Annotated in this window: 21 protein-coding genes; 12 read left to right on the top strand and 9 right to left on the bottom strand. The window is 58.0% G+C overall.

Annotated features, from left to right (window positions below; genetic code table 11):
• Window positions 1-151 precede the first annotated feature (151 nt).
• Complete coding sequence (locus M8010_RS04885; RefSeq protein WP_250090123.1) at window positions 152-829, top strand: response regulator transcription factor; 678 nt, start codon at window positions 152-154, stop codon at window positions 827-829.
• 4 nt (window positions 830-833) lie between these two features.
• Here M8010_RS04885 and M8010_RS04880 read toward each other — a convergent pair whose 3' ends face one another.
• The 4 genes from M8010_RS04880 to M8010_RS04865 all read right to left on the bottom strand — a co-directional run bounded on the left by M8010_RS04880 (window position 834) and on the right by M8010_RS04865 (window position 7,087).
• On the bottom strand, window positions 834-3,095 hold the full coding sequence (locus M8010_RS04880; protein WP_250089324.1) for a hybrid sensor histidine kinase/response regulator: 2,262 nt from the start codon (window positions 3,093-3,095) through the stop codon (window positions 834-836).
• Window positions 3,073-4,242 (bottom strand): nitric oxide-sensing protein NosP, encoded by a 1,170-nt coding sequence (gene nosP / locus M8010_RS04875; protein WP_250089323.1) that lies wholly within the window; start codon window positions 4,240-4,242, stop codon window positions 3,073-3,075. The genes M8010_RS04880 and nosP overlap by 23 nt, the downstream gene beginning before the upstream one ends.
• 198 nt (window positions 4,243-4,440) lie before the next feature.
• Entirely contained in the window at window positions 4,441-5,544 is a 1,104-nt protein-coding gene (locus tag M8010_RS04870; protein ID WP_250089322.1) for a porin, read from the bottom strand.
• 148 nt (window positions 5,545-5,692) lie between these two features.
• Window positions 5,693-7,087 carry a WS/DGAT domain-containing protein gene (locus M8010_RS04865; protein ID WP_250089321.1) on the bottom strand — a complete coding sequence of 465 codons (1,395 nt, stop codon included), beginning with the start codon at window positions 7,085-7,087 and terminating at the stop codon, window positions 5,693-5,695.
• 236 nt (window positions 7,088-7,323) lie between these two features.
• Between M8010_RS04865 and M8010_RS04860 the strand changes: the two genes are divergently transcribed.
• Together M8010_RS04860 and M8010_RS04855 are read left to right on the top strand one after the other, a co-directional pair.
• A complete protein-coding gene (locus tag M8010_RS04860; RefSeq protein WP_250089320.1) occupies window positions 7,324-8,247 on the top strand; it encodes an alpha/beta hydrolase in 924 nt (307 codons plus the stop codon).
• A gap of 73 nt (window positions 8,248-8,320) precedes the next feature.
• Entirely contained in the window at window positions 8,321-9,070 is a 750-nt protein-coding gene (locus M8010_RS04855; protein WP_250089319.1) for a DUF8198 family protein, read from the top strand.
• Between the two features lie 15 nt (window positions 9,071-9,085).
• Here M8010_RS04855 and M8010_RS04850 read toward each other — a convergent pair whose 3' ends face one another.
• Window positions 9,086-9,364, bottom strand: coding sequence for a polyhydroxyalkanoic acid system family protein (locus tag M8010_RS04850; RefSeq protein WP_027829771.1), 279 nt, complete (start codon window positions 9,362-9,364; stop codon window positions 9,086-9,088).
• 114 nt (window positions 9,365-9,478) lie between these two features.
• On the opposite strand from M8010_RS04850, the gene ubiE reads away from it, so the two are divergent.
• From ubiE to M8010_RS04805, 9 genes are all read left to right on the top strand, one after another.
• The gene (gene ubiE, locus M8010_RS04845; protein WP_250089318.1) at window positions 9,479-10,267 is read left to right on the top strand and encodes a bifunctional demethylmenaquinone methyltransferase/2-methoxy-6-polyprenyl-1,4-benzoquinol methylase UbiE; all 789 of its coding nucleotides are present in this window, start codon (window positions 9,479-9,481) and stop codon (window positions 10,265-10,267) included.
• Window positions 10,267-10,905, top strand: a complete 639-nt coding sequence (locus tag M8010_RS04840; RefSeq protein WP_250089317.1) for a ubiquinone biosynthesis accessory factor UbiJ — start codon at window positions 10,267-10,269, stop codon at window positions 10,903-10,905. The genes ubiE and M8010_RS04840 overlap by 1 nt, the downstream gene beginning before the upstream one ends.
• Window positions 10,902-12,551 (top strand): ubiquinone biosynthesis regulatory protein kinase UbiB, encoded by a 1,650-nt coding sequence (ubiB, locus tag M8010_RS04835; RefSeq protein ID WP_250089315.1) that lies wholly within the window; start codon window positions 10,902-10,904, stop codon window positions 12,549-12,551. The genes M8010_RS04840 and ubiB overlap by 4 nt, the downstream gene beginning before the upstream one ends.
• A 14-nt stretch (window positions 12,552-12,565) precedes the next feature.
• Window positions 12,566-13,003, top strand: a complete 438-nt coding sequence (gene hisI / locus M8010_RS04830) for a phosphoribosyl-AMP cyclohydrolase (RefSeq protein WP_250089313.1) — start codon at window positions 12,566-12,568, stop codon at window positions 13,001-13,003.
• Window positions 12,996-13,325, top strand: coding sequence for a phosphoribosyl-ATP diphosphatase (locus M8010_RS04825; RefSeq protein ID WP_250089310.1), 330 nt, complete (start codon window positions 12,996-12,998; stop codon window positions 13,323-13,325). The genes hisI and M8010_RS04825 overlap by 8 nt, the downstream gene beginning before the upstream one ends.
• 101 nt (window positions 13,326-13,426) lie before the next feature.
• Entirely contained in the window at window positions 13,427-13,666 is a 240-nt protein-coding gene (gene tatA, locus M8010_RS04820) for a twin-arginine translocase TatA/TatE family subunit (RefSeq protein WP_250089309.1), read from the top strand.
• Between the two features lie 10 nt (window positions 13,667-13,676).
• Window positions 13,677-14,132, top strand: a complete 456-nt coding sequence (gene tatB / locus M8010_RS04815; RefSeq protein WP_250089307.1) for a Sec-independent protein translocase protein TatB — start codon at window positions 13,677-13,679, stop codon at window positions 14,130-14,132.
• Window positions 14,129-14,914 carry a twin-arginine translocase subunit TatC gene (gene tatC, locus M8010_RS04810; protein ID WP_250089306.1) on the top strand — a complete coding sequence of 262 codons (786 nt, stop codon included), beginning with the start codon at window positions 14,129-14,131 and terminating at the stop codon, window positions 14,912-14,914. Before tatB ends, tatC begins: the two co-directional genes overlap by 4 nt.
• Window positions 14,911-15,630, top strand: coding sequence for a 16S rRNA (uracil(1498)-N(3))-methyltransferase (locus tag M8010_RS04805; RefSeq protein ID WP_250089305.1), 720 nt, complete (start codon window positions 14,911-14,913; stop codon window positions 15,628-15,630). Before tatC ends, M8010_RS04805 begins: the two co-directional genes overlap by 4 nt.
• Here the strand turns inward: M8010_RS04805 and M8010_RS04800 are convergent.
• Genes M8010_RS04800 through M8010_RS04785 form a run of 4 tightly spaced genes read right to left on the bottom strand, consistent with a single transcriptional unit; the run spans window position 15,627 to window position 20,069 of the window.
• Window positions 15,627-16,847: a UbiH/UbiF/VisC/COQ6 family ubiquinone biosynthesis hydroxylase gene (locus M8010_RS04800; RefSeq protein WP_250089303.1), complete on the bottom strand. Its 1,221-nt coding sequence runs from the start codon at window positions 16,845-16,847 to the stop codon at window positions 15,627-15,629. The two genes, M8010_RS04805 and M8010_RS04800, sit on opposite strands and share 4 nt — an antisense overlap.
• Entirely contained in the window at window positions 16,840-18,120 is a 1,281-nt protein-coding gene (ubiH, locus tag M8010_RS04795) for a 2-octaprenyl-6-methoxyphenyl hydroxylase (RefSeq protein WP_250089302.1), read from the bottom strand. Before ubiH ends, M8010_RS04800 begins: the two co-directional genes overlap by 8 nt.
• A gap of 2 nt (window positions 18,121-18,122) precedes the next feature.
• Window positions 18,123-19,445 (bottom strand): Xaa-Pro aminopeptidase, encoded by a 1,323-nt coding sequence (gene pepP, locus M8010_RS04790; RefSeq protein ID WP_250089301.1) that lies wholly within the window; start codon window positions 19,443-19,445, stop codon window positions 18,123-18,125.
• Window positions 19,446-19,472: 27 nt separating this feature from the next.
• Window positions 19,473-20,069, bottom strand: coding sequence for a UPF0149 family protein (locus M8010_RS04785; protein ID WP_250089300.1), 597 nt, complete (start codon window positions 20,067-20,069; stop codon window positions 19,473-19,475).
• Window positions 20,070-20,124: the final 55 nt, after the last annotated feature.

The following is a 20,124-nucleotide window of genomic DNA, read 5'->3' as shown; positions in this document are numbered from 1 at the left end:
ATAATAATCAGAGGATCGGCCCCGATTCCGAAGATCCTCTGCACAGGAGGCCACTATGCTTAATGAGCTCGATGCCGCACCCTCTTCCGAAAAGCGCTATCATGTGTCGGAAACAGTCCCACAGAATGACAACAAACAGGTGGAACCATCCATGGAGCCGGCCTACAAGATTCTCATCGCCGACGACCATCCGCTTTTCCGTGAAGCCATCAGCAGTGTGATTTCTTCGGGTTTCAGCGGCAGCGAAATCATTGAAACCGCGGACCTCGACAGCGCGCTGGAGATTACCCGCGAAAACGATGATCTGGACCTTATCCTACTGGACCTGAACATGCCCGGCATGCACGGCCTGAACGGGCTGATTTCCCTGCGTAACGAAGCACCCACCATTCCGGTAGTTATCGTGTCGGCGGAGGAAGACAAGCAGGTTGTGCTCCAGGCCATTACATATGGCGCCTGCGGGTTCATTACCAAGTCTTCACCCCGGGCGCAGATGACTGAGGCCATCCAGCAAATTCTCAACGGCAACGTCTACCTGCCTTCGGACATCATCCGTACCGGCAAGGAGAGCACCAGCCGGCGCAGTCGCAATGAAGACAACCCGATTTCACCAGAACTGCTGAACTCCCTAACCCGTCGCCAGTTGCTGGTGCTGGAGCGCATGTCCAAAGGCGAATCCAACAAGCAGATTGCGTATAACCTGAACATTGCCGAGACCACGGTGAAGGCTCACGTGTCGGCGATATTGCGCAAGCTTGGGGTTCACAACCGGGTTCAGGCGATTCTGTCGGCCAGCGATGTGGATTTCAGTCAGTATCTGAAGCGGTAGGACATCACCCCCTCAACAGGTGATTCAACGCACTCCGCAACTTCAGCGGCTTCACTGGTTTGTTCATCAAGACATACCCCAACTCACGGATGTGCTGTTTAAGCTCGTTGGTGTAATTGGCGGTGATCATCACTACCGGGGCGGGACAATGCCGGCGCCCATTGATGTTGGCCACCACATCCACCCCGTTCTCATCATTATCCAGATGGTAGTCCGCCAGGATCAGGTCCACGGGGCTGGTTGCCGGGTCCAGCTTGCACTCCAGATCCTCCAGCGAAACTGCCGACACCACCTGGCAGTCCCAGCCTTCCAGCAGTGTTTGCATGCCCTGGCAAATGGCGTGGTCGTTATCAATCACCCAGATCCTGGATCCACCAAGGCCACTGTCGTTTGAAATGATCCTGTTTTCATCCTGTGCTCGCCTCTTGGGCTGCAGCCGTCCAACCGGAACTCTCACGCTGAATACCGAACCCTTGCCCTCAACCGACGATACCGTTACCTCATGACCAAGCATGCGCGAAATCTTGTCCACAATCGCCAGGCCCAGCCCCAGCCCCTTGTCAGGTTGCGATCCGACCGGGCGGATGCGTTTGAACTCCTGGAATATCTCGGTCAGTTTGTCCTGGGGAATCCCCGGGCCAGTATCCCAGACCTGCAGAAGCACGTGATCGGACTGTCTTCGGCATCCCAGCAGAATGCGCCCTGCACCGGTGTAGCGAATGGCATTGGTGAGGAAATTGCGGAGAATGCGGGCCAGCAACTGGGAGTCCGATTCCACCACGGCCGATGAGGGCACAAAGTCGAGAATCAGTCCTTCTGCCAGTGCCATCTGACGAAACTCCCGGGCAATGTTATTCAGCAGGTCCCGCAGATCAAAAGCCATGATGTCCGGCTTGATAACGCCCGCATCCAGCTTGGAGATGTCAACAAGGGTTCCCAGCAGGTTTTCCACATCATCCAGGGAGGTGCTGACGGACCGCACCAGCCCTTCTGCTTTGGGACCGAAAGAATGCTCAAGCAGGGCACTGGTGAACAGGCGAGCCGCGTTCAGCGGTTGCAACAGGTCATGACTGACCGCTGCAAGGAACTTGGTCTTGGACAGGTTGGCGCGCTCGGCATCCATTTTGGCGTCCCGCAACCGCGACTCCACGGCGGCCCGCTCACTGATTTCCTGGCGCAACTGATTGTTGAGCCCGGTCAACGCTGCCGTGCGTTCTTTGACCCGCCGCTCAAGGTCGTCGTATGCCTGCTCCAGTGCCAGTGCGGTTTTGCGGCGATCGGTAATATCCCGGATCAGTACAAAGAAGCCCGCTATCTGCCCTTCCGTGTCCACATTGGGCACGTAGGCACGGAGCATGTAACGGGTCTCTCCGGTGTCGTTGGTTTCCTCGAACTCAAAATTGACGCTGTCGCCTTTCAGCACTTTCTGAACGTGGGGCAGAAGGCGCTGAAAAAGCTCCGGCTGGTGAACATCCCACAGATGCTTGCCCAACGGAGATTCACCATTGCGACCGTACCAGGCCTCGTAAACCTTGTTGCAGAATTGCACGGTCATGTCGGCGCCGACGTAGGCGATCAACGCTGGCACATGGTCGGTGACCACCCGTATCCAGCGCTCGCTTTCTTCCAGGGCCCTGATGCGGCGTGCCATTTCGCTGTTCTTGACGTCGGTGATGTCCGAATACAGCACCACCAGACCCCCTTCACGGGTCGGCCTTTCCGTCATCTGGACCCAGCGGCCATTGGACAACAGGAACACCACTCCCTCGGATGAGGCATTGGCATGCTCCTCGACAATCAGCCCAGAGCTGACTGCGAGCTTCTTCACATCGGCGATGGAAGTACCAGCCGGGGGTACATCAACGCCGGAGTGATTCCAGTAACTGCGGAACCGGGTGTTGCACTGGATTAGTCGGTGCAGATGATCGAAAAGTACAAAGCCGTCGGCGATGCTTTCGATAGCATCCACCAGGCGCTGGCGGGTGGTTTCAGCTTCTTCACGGGCGCGGTTCAGGGCCTTGTTGCTGCCCTTGAGCTCATCCATGGTCTGATTGAGCGCCTCGGTGCGCTCCCGCACCTGCTCGGCCAGTACCACTGAATGCTCGAATACCGCATAGGGCTCCGGCTTATAGGCCGAGCCGGATTCCACCCGCAAGATCAGGGCGTCCCGGATTTTCCGGAGGCGTTCGTTCTCTGCCTCCAGTTGGGCTATGCGCTGCTCCCTGCTGTTTTCAGGGTCGGCGTCAGTTGTGACCGAATCCGACATCAGGCTGACCAATCACCACCCCCGTAAACGTCTGGTTAATATGCATTCCATCGAATTGTTCACCATAGGTATTAAAGCCGATGACTTTGTGGTGGCGGAGAAAATCGGACACCTCATCCACTACACCGGTGAGTTCTGCCTCCAGGCGTCGCAGAAAACAGTCACAGCCAATGGTGACCAGGGGCGGCCCCACAACCCGCTCCGAGGCTTCAATCTGAGTGCGGACACTAGCGAGCAGGGATCCCGGTTCCATGGCCGTCATCACGATGCCGGTTTCAACGGCACAGTAGAAAGTCAGACTTTTGTCCGCATTCACCCGCTGCACCGAGCGCACAAAATAGTGGCCACCAATCCGCACCCCCATCGGGCGCAGGGCAAAGACCTTGCGGTCCAGCTCTGCCACCGTCACACCGACAGCCCGGGCATAGGCTTCCGCCGCCGGTTCTGCGTTCAGCTCGTAAACAGTGCGACTCTTGGCATCGGCATCAGTAACCACCAGCTTCTCACTCCGCGCCTTCATGTGATGGGTGGAAAACACCCGGAAATCCAGCGGTGTGTTCACCAGCATTACCGTGGCTGCTCCGGTGTGAAACTGGCCATCAAAGAAAACATGGGTGTTGGCCAGGCGTTCGTCGTCGCCTGCCGAGCCCCCGAACTGGGGAATGGTGCCGAGGGCTGCATTCAGGGTTGCCAGTACCAGTTCTTCCCGGCTCGACAGACCATCCAGCAGGGTTATGGCAAAGGTATTACCCTTGATGGGCGCCAAGTGGGCATCGCGGCAGGTGGCCAGCAGGCCGTCGATCACACCCTGGGCGTCCTGCAGCGTAAAGCTGTTCAGTTCACTGATGAGTGCGTAATCAATGGAAAAATATCGGCGATCAAACCCGATGGCCGTAATACACCCCCGACCATAACCTTCCGGTGTAATTTCACCGGCAGATGTGCAGCCGCTGATCCGAATCCCTGAAAACACCCGCTCCAGTGCAATACCCAACCGTGCAAGATCGTACTCAGCAGAGCAGAAGAACAGCACACAGCCAAGATTGTCGTGGCTGAGTTGGCTGGCAAGGTTGGTGGCGGCCACCATGGGGTCACGTGCGTCGGAACTGGCTACCCTGACCGCAGGCAGCGTAGTGGCTGGCTTCATGGATGCAAGCTCCGCAAACCGATGGCTTTTTATCGATTCTACGGCTTTTGCAAACGGAGCCAATGCGACTTCAGTGTATTTAATGGGCGCGCCAAAATTATCGTAAGCGATTGATTTATCTGGCCCCATAATTAATACCTTTCAGCGCTGCCGGTTTACGGGGAGGCAAACCGGCACTTTAGTCTTAACAAGGCACGCTCAGAAGGTAACGACGGCACCCAGCGCGAGGGTGTCGAACTCCGCCGCATCGGCGCCAGTGGACTTGGTGGTCTGTTCAAACATGTTGTATTCGGCAACCAGCTTGAAATTGGTGTTCACATCATGAAACACCGCAAAGGAGGTGTTCTCGGTCTCGAAATCGCCCTGGTCAGAATCCGTTTCCCCATAGGAAACCACGAAACGGTTGGCGCCCAGAGTGTAGGATCCCTGCACCAGGTAGCCGTCGGCATCTTCTTCCGAAGCAATCGCCGCATCCGTTAGCAAAACTGGCACATCGCCTTCGGAAGTGAAGCCAGAGGCTGTCAAGGACAGGCCGGCCAGTGATGCCTTGAGGCCATAGCCGATGCCCTGGCTATCCACCTCTGTGGTTGCGTTTTCGGAACTCTGGTGACGACCGTTTACCCAACCGGTCAACGCGATGCCATTAAGATCAGCACTGTAGGTGGCTTCAGCCTCGAAACGGGGCGCTGATTGCTCCGACTGGGCACCTGGAGTGGTGTTGGCCGGTTCGAAAATACCGGCCGCCACCTTCAGGCCACCCATGTCAGGGGTCCGGTAGGTGATCTGGGCCGATGGATTCGGATAAGGATAGCCGGTGCGGATATTACCGAAGGAAACGCCCGTTGCTGCGCCCGGGGAGCCAAAGCCCATAAGGATTTCGTCCAGGAATATGTTTGAGCGTGCATACAGGCCGAAGTCTTTACCAATCAGGACCTGACCGAAGGATCCGTCCACCGTTGCGTATAGCTGACGTACGTCGATGGCGGTATCGGTGGGCGATTGCAGGCTATCGTTGATCGTGGACCAGAAGGAAGACCGGCCACCCAGAGTCAGGTCACCCATCTCCTTGCTGAAATTGAATCCGATGGTATTGGGCAGGAAACCCATCTTGACGTCTGAATTGCGCACGTCGTTCAATTTGTCGTCACGGTTAACGTAGAACGCGTTGAAATAGCCATCCACGGAAAAGCTGGTGCCATCTTCGCTGTAGACTTCGATCGCTGCACTGGCACTGGCACTTGCGCCCATGGCAGCCGCCATCGCAATGGCCAGCCCTGACTTTCTGAAATTGTTGTTGTTCATAATTCCCCCGATTTTTATTGGATTCAGGCGCACTCTCTCGCCTGAATTCAATGGTCGGTTAAGTCGGGGAAGTGGAAAATGCGCCAAGGGAGCAGGTTTTCTGATCTTTTAGGAGGCGCTGAAAACAGAACTTAGGGATTACGACCTGTCAGCAGGGGAAGAGCTCGAGTTCTTGCAGGCAATCGTCCAGAAAGCTCTCGGGGTGGGCCATAACGGCTTCGTCAGCGACAACACCAAACTGGACCTGCCCGGCGTAACTGACAATGCTGACGCCCAGCCCGATATCACCGGCCTGGGGCACCCAGAACATCTGCTCAAGGATGCGACACCCGGCGAGATATCGTTGGTCCCGGGTGCCCGGTACATTGGAAACGACGGCGCTGGCCTTGCGATAAAACAGGTCTGCGACCGGTTGGCGCAGGGACTCGGGTATCAACGAGGCGCTACCCGTCAGTGCCCAGGACAACCCCGGCTGCCAGCTTTTCTTGAGCTTGCGGGTTTCATGCTTGATGCGGAACAGCCGCTCCAGCGAACTTTCTCCATCCACCGGCAACGGCACGAAAACGGTTCCGAAGTAATTGCCCAGGCTGCCGGGTTCCGGCTTGACGTCCTCTGGCAGCCGGCTGCGAATATCCACCGGCACCGCAGCGTGAAGCACCGCTTCGTCCATATCGGTGTGGTCGGCGACAAGTCGTTTGCGGACGGCCGAGGCTACGCAACTGAGCAGCACATCGTTGATGGTGACACCAGTGGTTGTGGCAATCTGGCGGAAACGTTCCAGCGGCACTGGTCTCGACCAACGGCACTGGCGGCGGCCAAGCAGCGATCGCTTCAGGGACGAGTCCGAGTCTTCCGGCTCGACCAGGAACTGGCTTAGCTCATTGACCAGTTTCAGACTTTTCCAGGTTGCCCGTTCGAGAGCGTTGCGAGCGGCTGTACCGCCGTTGCCGGAAATATCCCCTCCCCACGCAGCATCAGCCCGTGGCGTCTCACTGGCGGTCAGTTCTCGCAACCAGGCATTGGCAGCGCGCGCCCAACGCCCCATATCTGCCTGCTCTGGCGCTCCGTAGAGTACCGGCGCCTGTTGTGGTGAGGGCGGACACAAGCGCTCGAATATACCTAACAAAGAGAGCCCGTCGGCGTAACAATGATGCATTCGCAACAGCAGGGCGGCACCACCCTCGGCATCCGGAACCAGCCAGAACTTCCAGAGCGGGCGATAATCGGGCAGCGGCTGGTTCAGCCGGGCAGACACCCAGTCCTGTAAAGCCCGATGGTCGAACTCTCCGCGAACCACCTGAACATGATGATGAAGCGAGAAAACCGGATCCTCCTCCCACCACCAGCCCGGTGCCCGACGCACAGGCATAAAGCGGAAACGCTCCCAGGCCAGCCAGTAGATACGCAGAAATTCCAGCAACCGGGATTCCGTCAGCCCCTCCACCCGCAGCATGACGGTGATGGTCATGGGGTTTTGCGGGTGCTCAAGAGCCAGCCATGCTGAATCCACAGGCAACAGCAGATGCGATTCCTTTTGACTCAAACCTGTCTGTCCCCGGATAAATGCAGCAAGAAATGGAAAGATGACCCAGCATTGTGCCAGACAAGCACTGATGGCTCCATCTCGGACCCCTCGTCACACACTTACAAAAAGTTACACGAACGTAACCTTTCGCATCTATACTGGGAATAAGGAAGAATGAAATGGTTATGAGGAGGATCACCTGCACCGATAAAGACCAATAACAGGCAAACACCGGGTGCTGGAGGAGAGCAGTTATGAAAGCGAGCCATGTACGCAAACTGATAAAACCGATTGAAAGTGCCTACTCCGAAATGTTTTCGGGGCGGGTTTACCGGGTTGGTTCCGGTGCCGTTTCAATCCGCAACCACAGCGGCAAGGCGGAACAGACTGTTATTGGCGTTCACGGCTTTCTGGAAAACCACTGTTACTTCACCCAGGCATACGAAGCACCCACAACCGAGCTGATCCTTCTTACATGCAGCAATTACCACATCCCGGTTAATGGTGTTACGCCCGAGTCTCCGGATTGGGAAGTGCCCATCAAGCATCTGGATGGCACTATCGAATACGACGCCTGCATTCTCAACCAGGCGCTGGCAAACCTGCCAGGCACTGACAATATTCGTATTCACGGCCATTCCCGTGGTGGAGCGGTCATTCTCGAAGCCATCCAGCAATGGCCGGAACTGTATGAAAATGTAGAAATAGTTCTGGAGGCACCGGTACTACCCAATGGCCGGCTTTCCGCCCTGGTGACAGCAATACTGGAACCGGTCAGCCACGGCATGTGGCCCTGGCTGATCCGCCTGATCAACAGCGCGCCATCCTCTGCCTACGGCCAGACCTTTTTTGGCAAGATGAACCCACGCAAGAAGCAGTTGCTGGGAAAGCTTTTTTCCGCCACCAAGGACCACCTGACCATCGTCCGTAACATAGAGGACCTGATGGCATGGATGGAGCAAAACGACGTCAGTATCTACGACAAGGTCCGCTATGGCACCTTCCTGATCCCCGCGGTGGACCGCATTCTCGATCGCCAGGCCATGCTGGCCAGCGCACGCCAGAGCCCGACCACCATGCGCATCGTTGAAACCGAAGCGCCTAGCCACTTCATTACCCTCGACAGCAAGGAGTGGGTACCCGGGTTCGAAACCCTGCCCGCGACGGCCCAGGGCTGAGGTTGCTGCACTAAGGCTTCGGCTCCGCTAAACTGGCGCGCTTCAATGACAGGTTTAGTGGAGCCCCACCCCCATGTACCGTGAGCGTCTTGTCGCCACCAGCGTCCATTCCGACAGCGCCCGCCGCCTGCAGCTACTGTTGCTGGACTATCATGATTTCCGTCATTACAAATCCGGCCATCCCCTGGTGGAACACACTTTGCTGATTGCTGACTGGCAGGCGGAACGGCTAAAAGCCACCCATGCGGACCTTTATCAGCACTCCGGGTACCACACCGGCCTGGAATTCCTGCTCACCGACCTGTACGCACCCGCCGGAATGACCCGACGCGACGACAACATCGACCGGGTATTCCCGAAAATGGTGAAATGGCTGCCGGACAACCTGCTGGACACCTTCGCAGGGCTGGTGGAACTCAATCTGCTCACCCAACAACTGGACCTGGAACTGGCTGAGCTCTGCCAACAACAGGAAGTCTCCCCGGCCTCACTGAGCAGGGAAGCGTATTGCCGGGTATTTCGCAGCAGCCAACGGTTGGAACAACGCGAGCGACAGATTGACCTGGTGGCAGAAGTGGGGCAGCAACTGGACCGCTACGTGCGCAACCGCACCCTCGGCTGGCTACTGACCATGAGTCGGGCGCCGGCCGAGATGGCAGACCTTACCGACCTGCACAGTTTCCTGCACCGCGGCTATTCCGCCTTTCGCAAAATGGATAATGTAGAACTGCTGATTGATCGCCTGGTAACGCGCGAGAAACGGGTGATGGACAACATTCTGAAAAGCCACCCGGAGCCATTTGACCTGCCGCGCGACCTGTAAGCGAGACGCGCTGGCTCAGGCTTTCAGAATCTGGTCCAGCTGAGAGTGAATTTCCTGCTCGATCCGGGATTTGAACGGCCGCAGCATCAGCCCCAACTCAAGATGGATGTGCAGGTCGCTTTCGGTCAGGTTCAGGTGCCCCTTTACGCCACTGCGCTTGAAGCTCAGATGATCACCTTCCCACTGATAGTTCACATCGAACTGTTTCGACAAATCCTGCGCCAGGGTTTCGGCTGCCTGGCGAGCGTGGTCTTTATCAAGGGAATGGGCGCGATGGACATCAATAACGGACATGGATCGGGTTTCTCCGGGAAATAAAGGACGTTTTACAGTGTAAGGCGGCATTAAACTTGTAGCCACCCCTGCAGGCGTTAGAATACGGGGTTCAGACTCTGACAGGAACCAACCATGAGTGAGCAACAACCGTCTGCCAAACAGCCGCAGCCAGAGACGCCGAACGACGTCACCCACTTCGGCTTCCGCAACGTGCCAAAAAGTCAGAAAGCGGGCCAGGTGGCGGAAGTGTTCCACTCGGTGGCGGGCAAGTACGATCTCATGAACGACCTTATGTCCATGGGAATCCACCGCCTCTGGAAGCGGTTTACCATCGAGCTTTCCGGAGTGCGCAAGGGTCATCAGGTGCTCGACATTGCCGGCGGCACCGGCGACCTGACCATGAAGTTCTCCGACCTTGTAGGCCCCACCGGTAAGGTAGTGCTCGCCGACATCAATGCCTCCATGCTGCAGGTCGGCCGGGGACGCCTGATGGACCGGGGCTATGCTGGTAATGTCGAATACGTGCAGGCCGATGCCGAACACCTGCCATTCCCGGACAACAGCTTCAACGCCGTCAGCATTGCCTTCGGCTTGCGCAATGTCACCGACAAAGATCAGGCCCTGCGGGACATGGCCCGGGTGACGAAGCCCGGTGGCAAGGTCATGATTCTGGAGTTTTCCAAGCCCCGGAATCCGCTGCTCAGCAAAGCCTATGACGTCTACTCGTTCAACGCTCTGCCGCTGATGGGCCAGTTGATTGCCGGCGACTCCAACAGCTATCAATATCTGGCAGAGTCGATCCGCATGCACCCGGACCAGGATACCCTCAAAGCAATGATGGAAGAGGCGGGCCTGGTGAACTGCAAGTACTACAACATGACCGGCGGCGTGGTCGCTCTGCACGTGGGAATCAAACCCTGATGTTTCCCGGCCCTACCCTGCTGTCCGCCGTTACCGCCATTGTCGAGAGCGCTCTCAACCGCGCTCTGGAGCTGGACCCGGGTGGAAAGCAGGCACTGATGGCTTCGTTGACCGGGCCGGTACAGTTTTCCATGGATGCAGTAGGCCTTACGCTGGTACTGCAGCAGGCTGGCGACAGGATTCGGGTTGCCAGCCAGCCCTCCGAAGCACCCGCACTGGTGCTGTCCGGCCGGCCAATGGCCTTTGCCGCACTGGCTACCGGCGACGACCGGGTGTTCAGCGAGGGACGCATTCGGGTGACCGGTGATACTGCCCTGGCCCATCAGTTCCAGCGCGCCATCGATCAGCTCAACCCGGACTGGGAAGCCGCCATGGCGGCTTATGTTGGCGACGTGCCAGCGCATTTTATCGGCCAGCGCATTCGTGGAGCCGTGCGCTGGAGCCGACATGCTTTTGCATCACTGAATGCCAATATCGAGGAATACATCCACGAAGAAAGCCGCAGCCTGCCGGGGCGTCGTGAACTGGAAGCCACTTTCACGGATATCGACCGGCTGAACCTGCAGACCGAACGCCTGGAAGCCAGGATCGAACGGCTGGAAAACCCCGACCAACAAAACCAACGGGAGACGCCGTGACACGCCTGCAACGCCTGTTCCGCATTGCCTGGGTCTTTTGCCGTTACCGGCTGGATACCTTTCTGCCACTGGCGGAACTGCCCCTGCCGCTGAAGCTGTTCTTCCTGCTGGCACCCTGGCATCTGTTTCCGAAACCAAAGCTGGAGCGGGGTGATCGGCTGCGCCTGGCCTTCGAGGAACTGGGGCCGGTATTTGTCAAATTCGGTCAGATTCTCTCCACCCGCCGGGATCTGCTGCCGGACGACATGGCGCTCTCGCTCAAGAACCTGCAGGACCGGGTACCTCCTTTCCCGGGAGAAGTGGCCCAGGGCATTATCGAGAAATCTCTCGGCGCGCCAGTAGCAGAGTTGTTTGCGGAGTTCTCCCGTGAACCCATGGCATCGGCTTCAGTGGCTCAGGTTCATGCCGCCACCCTGCGGGATGGGAGGGAAGTTGTAGTCAAGGTAATACGCCCCGGCATCGAGCGGGTCATCCGCCAGGACCTGGCGCTGCTTTACATGATGGCGGGCCTGCTGGAACGCTACTGGTCCGAGGGTCGGCGATTGCACCCGATGGAAGTAGTCGCGGATTACGACTCCACCATTCATGACGAACTGGACCAGCAGCGTGAAGCGGCGAACGCCAGCCAGTTGCGCCGCAATTTCGAGAATTCATCACTGATCTACATCCCCTCCATCGACTGGGACTACACCCGCAAGTCGGTGCTGGTGATGGAGCGCATACACGGTATCCCCATCGCGGATATTCCGGCGCTGAAAGAAGCCGGCGTGAACCTGAAAGTCCTGGCAGAAAAAGGCGTCGAGATCTTCTTCACCCAGGTGTTCCGCGACAGCTTCTTCCATGCCGACATGCACCCCGGCAATATTTTTGTTGATGCCAGTAACCCGGCAGATCCGAAGTACATCGCCATTGATTTTGGCATCGTCGGCACCCTGGCCCCGGACGACCAGAGTTACCTGGCCCGTAACCTGCTGGCGTTTTTCCGCCGTGATTACCGCCAGGTGGCGGAGCTGCATATCCAGTCTGGCTGGGTGCCGCCGGATACCCGGGTCAATGAATTCGAAGCCGCCATCCGGACCGTCTGTGAGCCGATTTTCGAAAAACCCCTCAAGGACATTTCCTTTGGTCATTTTCTGTTGCGTCTATTCCAGACTGCGCGGCGTTTTAACATGGAAGTGCAACCGCAACTGGTGTTGCTACAGAAAACCCTGCTGAATGTGGAGGGTCTTGGCCGCCAACTCTATCCGGACCTGGATCTGTGGAGCACGGCCCAGCCGTTCCTGGAAGCGTGGATGCGCAGGCGTATCGGCCCTGCCGGCCTGATCAAATCCCTGCAATCCCACCTTCCGGCATGGCTGGAGCAGTCGCCGGAGATGCCGCAACTGGTCCATGACGCGCTGGTACAACTGCGCAATTCCGGCTCCAACGATCAGTCCAGCCGCGCTACACTGGAGCTCATCCGGGAAAACCGCGCCCGTGCTGACCGGCGCTGGCGCAGGGGGCTGGCGGCAGCCGCACTGACAGGGGTTGCCTGGCTGAGCATCGACCATGACCTGGCCACCATCGCGCAGACTCTGCCGGCCCACGGCTGGGCATTACTGGCCGCAGCGGCCTGGCTGATCGCGGGCAACGGACGAAAAAACTGACGGAAGTCATACGAATGCAAGATACAGAAACTAAAGTTGGAACGACCGGCTGGTTAGAAGCCATCCGCTGGAATGCAGACGGGTTGGTACCTGCTATCGCCCAGGATGCCACTACCGGAGATATCCTGATGATGGCCTGGATGAACGCCGAATCTCTCAGGCTGACTGCTGAGGAAGGCCAGGCGGTATACTGGTCCAGGTCACGGGGAAAGCTGTGGCGCAAAGGAGAGACCTCAGGCCACCAGCAGGTAATTGAAGAAATCCGCCTCGACTGCGATGAGGATGTAATTCTTCTCAAGGTCGAACAGAAAGGTGGTATCGCCTGCCACACCGGTCGTCGCAGCTGCTTTTATCGCAAACTGGAGAACGGCGAGTGGAAAGGTGTGGACCCGGTGCTCCGCGACCCGGATGCAATATACGGCAATAAGCAGGGAGACAGCAGCAATGAGTGACGTTCTGGAACAACTCGCCCAGGTGCTGGAAGCACGCAAGGAAGCCGACCCGGAAACCTCTTACGTTGCCAGCCTGCATCACAAGGGGCTCAACAAAATCCTGGAAAAGGTCGGCGAAGAGTGTACCGAGACTTTGCTTGCCGCCAAGGATGCAGAGCACTCCGGTGAAACCCGGGATGTGGTCTATGAAACCGCCGACCTCTGGTTTCACAGCATGGTCATGTTATCACGCCTGGGCCTGGGGCCGAAGGACGTACTTGACGAGCTGGCCAGCCGCTTTGACTTGTCAGGCCTTGAAGAGAAAGCCTCTCGGAGCAAGTAACGGGAATACCTACTGAGTGTACCTCTGAAGAGGGTTTCCGGATGTCCCCCAATGTGGCGTACAATCAACGATAACAGAAACATTGAAACGAGGGTCCCGGCATGGGCATCAGTATCTGGCAACTCCTAATCGTTCTCGGCATCGTTATTCTTTTGTTCGGAACCAAAAAACTCCGCAACATCGGTAGCGACCTCGGCGGTGCCATTCGTGGTTTCAAGAAGTCCATGAGCGATGAAGACAAAAAAGACACAGACCCGGACGCCATCGAAGGTGAAAATCCCGACGCCAAGCCCTACGAGGCCAGCGCCGAAGAAAAGCCACGGGACAAGTCCCACAGCTGAGACGGGCTGAATGTTTGATATCGGCTTTGTCGAGCTGCTGATCTGCGGCATCATTGCGTTACTGGTTCTCGGCCCTGAGCGTCTGCCCACGGCAGCCCGTGCAGCGGGTCGCTGGATTGGTGGCGCCCGGCGTATGGTCAGCCAGTTTTCGTCGGAACTTGACCGCCAGCTCAAGGCGGAAGAACTGCGCGAAGAGTTACGCAAGGCTGGCGACGTCGGCCTGGACGACGTCCAGAAGTCGGTTCGTGGTGCGCTGGATGAGGCCAGGAAATACGAACACATGGTCCTTTCCGACGACAAAAAAACCGGACACCGGCCTGCGCCTGCCACCCAGCGGGCCGTTGAACAGCCAGAGCCGGAACTTGAGCCAGAGGAAGATCCGACATCGGCCAACGGCTCCGGTCATTCTTCCATGGATGGCGACACTCCAAAACAACAGGGCAGCACGCCGGAAAACCGTTCATGACCACCCAGCCTGACGGCAAAAACACCGACGACACGCAACCGGAAATGCCGCTGATCGAGCATTTGCTGGAGCTGCGCAACCGGCTGCTGAAAATGGTACTGGCGGTGATTATCTGTTTTGCCGCCATTTATCCGTTCGCCAATGAGCTCTACCTGCTGATATCGCAGCCCCTGCGGGATCTGCTGCCAGTCGGGCAGACCATGATCGCCACGGACATTACTTCGCCTTTCTTCGCGCCCCTGAAACTCGCGCTGGTGCTGGCGGTTTTTGTCGCCATACCGGTGATTCTCTACCAACTCTGGAGCTTCATTGCGCCTGGATTGTATGCTCATGAGAAGAAACTGGCGTTTCCGCTGCTATTCACCTCGGTGATCCTGTTCTATCTGGGCGCGGCATTTGCCTACTTCGTGGTGTTTCCCCTGGTATTCGGTTTCTTCACCGCCATTGGCCCGGAAGGCATTGTCGAGTTACCGGATATCGCGAGCTACCTGAACTTTGTGCTGAAAATGTTCTTCGCCTTCGGCATTGCGTTCGAGATACCTATTGCTACCATCCTGCTGATTCTCACCGGCGCCACCACCCCGGAAGACCTGGCGGCGAAACGACCATACATTGTGGTGGGCTGCTTCGTCATCGGCATGCTGCTGACCCCGCCGGATATCATCTCCCAGACGCTATTGGCTGTACCCATGTGGCTGTTATTCGAGCTGGGCATCCTGTTCGGCCGCCTGGCGCGGCGCGAGGTAAAAGATCCGGACGCGACGGAAGCCTCTGGCGAATGAACCTGGCGTTGCTGTTTGAGGATGACTTTGTCTCTGCGGACCGGGCCGTACTGACTGGGCGCCGGCTGGCGCACCTGAACTCTGTACTGAAGGTTTCCGAAGGCGACCTGGTACCCGTGGGTTTGGTGAACGGTGATATCGGCACAGGCCTCGTGGTTGGGCTCAGCGATACCGAGGTCGTGCTGCAGGTGGAATTGTCAGAGCCGCCGCCCTCACCGCTACCCCTTACCCTGGTTCTGGCCATGCCACGGCCGAAAATGTTCCGCCGGGTGCTGCAGACGTGTGCCAGCCTCGGCGTCAAGGACATCTGGCTGATCAACGCCTACAAAGTTGAGAAAAGTTTCTGGCAAACACCCTGGCTGTCAGAGGAAAACCTGCGGGAGAACAAGGTACTCGGTCTGGAGCAGGCACGGGATACCCTCATGCCCAGGGTGCATATCCGCAAGCTGTTCAAGCCGTTTGTGGAGGATGAATTGCCGGCGTTGCTGCACAACACCCGCGCGCTGGTTGCCCACCCCGGCACGGACACACCCTGCCCGACTCATATCAACGAGCCTGCCACCCTGTGCATCGGCCCGGAAGGCGGCTTCACTGCCTACGAAGTGGACAAACTGGTTGAGGCTGGCTGTGAGGCGGTGCACCTGGGCAGGCGTATTCTGAGAGTGGAAACGGCGGTGCCGGTACTGGTAAGCCGCCTTTTCGATGCCTGCAATTAATCCAGCCCCATCGCTTCGGCGGCTATGCGGTTCTTGATGGGGCCGAGTTGGTTCAGCCAGCGCATACCTGTATTACGAAGCCAGCGCACCGTCAGCTCATCCCTGCCAAACAGTTGCTTGAAGCCCTCCATAGCCGCCATCATGGCGAGGTTTTCACCCTTGCGGCGGCGCTGATAACGAGCCAGCACCCGATCATTGTCAGGGTTGATTCCCGCTTGCCTGGCCCGTAACAGCTCGCCCAACAAAGCACGGACATCGCCATAGCCCAGGTTCGCTCCCTGTCCGGCCAGGGGATGAATGGTATGAGCTGCGTCGCCCACCAGAGCGAACCCGCTGGCAATATAGTCTTTGGCATGGCGCTGACGAAGTGGAAATGCATGGCGGCGAGAAACCACCTCTACCGCCCCCAACTCACGCTCAATGGCATTTTCAAGCTCTGTTCTGAAGGCGCCGTCATCCAGTGCCATGAGACGGCGGGCTTCTTCGGTATCCTGGGACCAGACTATTGAACAAAAATGCTCGTCGCCGGTTTCCGTCGACAAAGGCAGGAAGGCCAGCGGGCCGGTGGGCGAAAACCGTTGCCAGGCGGTAAAGCGGTGGCTCTGAGTGGTTCGTACCGTGCACACGATCGCCTGCTGATCATAGTCCCATTCGCGCGTCGGCAGCCCCACCCACTGGCGCAGGCGGGAATGGGCACCATCGGCCGCCACCACCAGTTGCGCAGACAATGTGCGACCGTCTTCGAGATGAATACCGCGTTTATTCTGTTGCTGCCACCAACCGGTGACTTTGACGCCATCGATCAGCCCGACATCACTGTCGGAGAGCGCGGAAAACAACGCGCGCACAATCCGGCGATTCTCGATAATGGTGCCCAGCGCAGGGGCGCGAAGCTCCGCCGCTTCGAACTGGATGCGGCCGGTGCCATCACCGTCCCACACCGTCATCGTCTGGTAGGGACAGTGACGACCGGCGGTGATGTCCGCCCACACGCCCAGTTGGTCTAGCAGGCGTTGGCTGGCAGCCGAGATAGCACTGACACGAGGATCAAAATCCTCGACACCCGAAGCCTTACCCGGTGCCTGCAGCAGAGCATTGCAGTCACTGGCCTCCACCAGCCCGACACTCCAACCCTGTCGTGACAATCCCAGAGCCAGTGCAGAACCCACCATGCCCCCACCCACTACAAGGATGTCAAAATACGTTTGCTCACTCATGAAGGCCAGGCTCCGTTGAGGGGGTTCCAGGAGCGCGAATTTCGGCACGACGACCGCCCAGGCCCATTGCCTGTCGTGCAAACCAGCGCTTGGCACCGGGCAACAGATCCAGCCCCATCAGGCCGGCATCGCGGGCAGTGGTCGCCAGAGGCAGGTGAGTACCAAAAAGTTGTATCAGGGAATCGGAAAACCGCACGGTTTGTTGCCAGTCCTGGCGATGGCGGGCCTGGTACTGTTTCAGCACCTGCAGACTACCGAGCGGTTGTTTCTGTTCGGTCGCCACGCGGAACTGTTCCACCAGGGCCATGAGGCCCCGAAGGGCCAGGTTGAAGCCCTGGCCGGCTACCGGGTGCAGAGTGTGAGCCGCGTTCCCCACCAGCACAGCACCGGGGCGCACAGACTCATCGACCGTTTTCAGGGTCAGCGGATAGTGGCTGCATTCCCCGATGTGGGTAAACCGCCCCAGTCGCCAACCAAAACGCTGTTGCAGACGCTGGCACTTGTCGTCGTCGCTGAGAGCCAGGAGCTCGCCAAGGGCCTCGCTGTTCAGCGTCCAGACCAAAGCCACCGTATTACCCGCCCGGCTGGGTGAGCCATGGGGTAACAGGGCCATCGGACCGGCATCGGTGAAGCGCTCGTAAGCAGTGAAGTTGTGGCTTTGGGCCGTGGAGACATTGGCAATCAGCGCGTGTTGATCATAAGCTTGTTCATCAACCCGGAACCCGAGCTTTTCCCGCAGTCCGGAGCGGCCACCATCCGCGACTACCAGGCATTGTGCGGTAAGCGTTCGTTCGCCCTGTTCTGCGCCAAGAGTCACCTGCACCCCTTCCTGCAGGGGCTGCATGCCCGTCACTTCCGCTGGCGCTTCCCAGGCCACTCTGGTCTGCAGCAGCTCCCGCATCAGGGATAATCCCATCCAGCGGTTGTCTGCCACATACCCAAGGGCTTCCTGCCTGTGATCGGCTGCGTTCAGGCGGGTGGCACCAAAGTGACCACGGTCCGACACATGAATACGGCGAATGGGCGTGGCATGCTCCGATAACCGTTGCCACAACCCCAGCTCCTCAAAAATCAGTCTCGACCCCCAGGCAAGTGCTGTAGACCGGGCGTCATAACTGGGCTGATAGCTCTCTGGCAATGACTCAGGAGACAGCGGAAACGCTTCCACTACGGTCACCTGCAGTTGTGGCAGGGTTCGCGCCAACGCCAGGGCCAGCGTGGCTCCCGCAAGCCCACCACCGGCGATAATAATATCAGTATCGAGCTGTTTCACGGTCAGTCGGCCATCAGCGCTTCAATCTCGGGGATGGTTTTGGGAACGGCATCGGTCAGTACCCGGCAGCCCTCTTTGGTCACCACTACATCGTCTTCGATACGGATGCCGATACCGCGCCACTTCTCATCCACGTCCATGTTGTCCGGCGCCACGTACAAGCCCGGTTCAACGGTTAACGCCATCCCCGGTTCAAGCTGACGCCAGGCATCGCCTATCTTGTAGTCGCCGACATCGTGCACATCCATACCCAGCCAGTGACCGGTGCGGTGCATGAAGAAGGGCTTGAACGCCTGCTCCTCAATCGCCTGCTCAACGGAGATGTTTCTCAACAAGCCAAGATCAATCAACCCCTGCGTAAGCACCCTGAGTGCGGCCTGGTGGGGGTGGTCCCAGTGATTACCCGGATGGACTTCGTCAATGGCCGCGTACTGTGCCGCCAGCACAACTTCGTACAAGGCACGCTGCTCATCACTGAATTTGCCGCTTACCGGGAAGGTACGAGTAATATCAGAGGCATAACACTCCAGCTCACAACCGGCATCGATCAGAACCAGGTCACCTTCCTTCAGCGGCGCACTGTTCTCGATGTAGTGAAGGACACAGGCGTTCTGCCCCCCTCCAACAATGGATGGATAAGCCGTGGACCGCGCGCCGTTTTCCATGAAGGTGTGGATCAACTCGGCTTCGAGGTTGTACTCGAAGCCGCCCTTGCGGGCGCGTTTCATGGCCCGTTTGTGGGCCTCGCAACTGATTTCACCGGCCCTGGCCATGACCTTGATTTCGGCCGCACTCTTGTACAAACGCAGGTCGTGCAGGAGGTGTTCCAGTGCGACGAACTCACCCGGAGGATGGGCTCCCGAGCGGACCTTACTGCGAATAACCTTGACCCAGTCCATGACTTTCACGTCGAAGTTGTGGTCTTTGCCCAGCGGATAGTAAACACGGCTGCGGCCTTCAATCATGCCCGGCAGGATGTCATCGATATCGGAGATCGGAAACGCGTCGTCCAGGCCAAATGTTTCGATGGCGCCTTCAGGGCCGGCCAGGAAACCATCCCACAGCTCTTTTTCGGGGTTCCGTTCCTTACAGAACAACACCGACTCGCCATGCTCCCGGCCGGGGATCAGCACCAGAACTGCCTCAGGCTCATCGAAACCGGTCAGATAATAAAAATCGCTGTCCTGCCGAAACGGATGCAATACATCCCGATTACGCACCCGCTCGGGAGCTGCGGGCAGTATGGCAATGCTGTCCGGCGCCATTCTCTCCATCAGCCGGCGACGGCGATCATTGAATTCTTTGACAGGTATCAGTGAGGCCATGTTTTCTCCCACAAAGGTTAGCGCAAATCAGTGCAGTGTCGGTGATTCTGGTGACGGCTTTTCAGGCGGATTGAATTCGGTAAATACCGCAAGCGCACCCAGCCGCACGTATTCGACGATCTCCATCAATTGCTGTTCACTCTCGTCATCCGGTTCGTCGTCATCAGCAACCTGGCTGATGGCCACCATATCTTCGATCAGTTCGCGAATTTCGTCCGGCGCCTCTCCCAGGGATTCGCCAGCCGAAAGCGCCATTCCCTCGAGGAACCCACGCACCCAGGAGGTCAGTGCTTCCAGGCGTTGCTCGATGGCGTAGTCGTCATCCGGCAACAATGGCTGAAAGCTCATATCGGTCGCTTTCATCAACTCCAGTGTCTGGTCGTAAGCCGATGCCATGAACTCCCGGAGTTCGTCTGACTCATCCGTAGCGGACGGAGGCAGACCCATGTGCTCACAGACCATTGCCAGCCATTCCCCCTCATCTATACGCGAGCCAGCGGCAAGTCGGCCACAAAGCGCACCGTGTAGTTCCGAAGGATGGCTGAAAGCCTTGTGAGCAGTGAACACATTTGCCCAGCGCTCGAATGCAACAGCGCGGGCATTGGAGGTGTCAGTTTCGGACATGAAACGGGACAATCCTGTATCAATGAATGAAGGTCCTATCCTAGCATTCAGGCCG

It is taken from the genome of Marinobacter sp. ATCH36, assembly GCF_023555055.1.
In the GTDB taxonomy this organism is placed as follows: domain Bacteria; phylum Pseudomonadota; class Gammaproteobacteria; order Pseudomonadales; family Oleiphilaceae; genus Marinobacter.
This window is presented reverse-complemented; position numbering and strand designations above follow the sequence as displayed.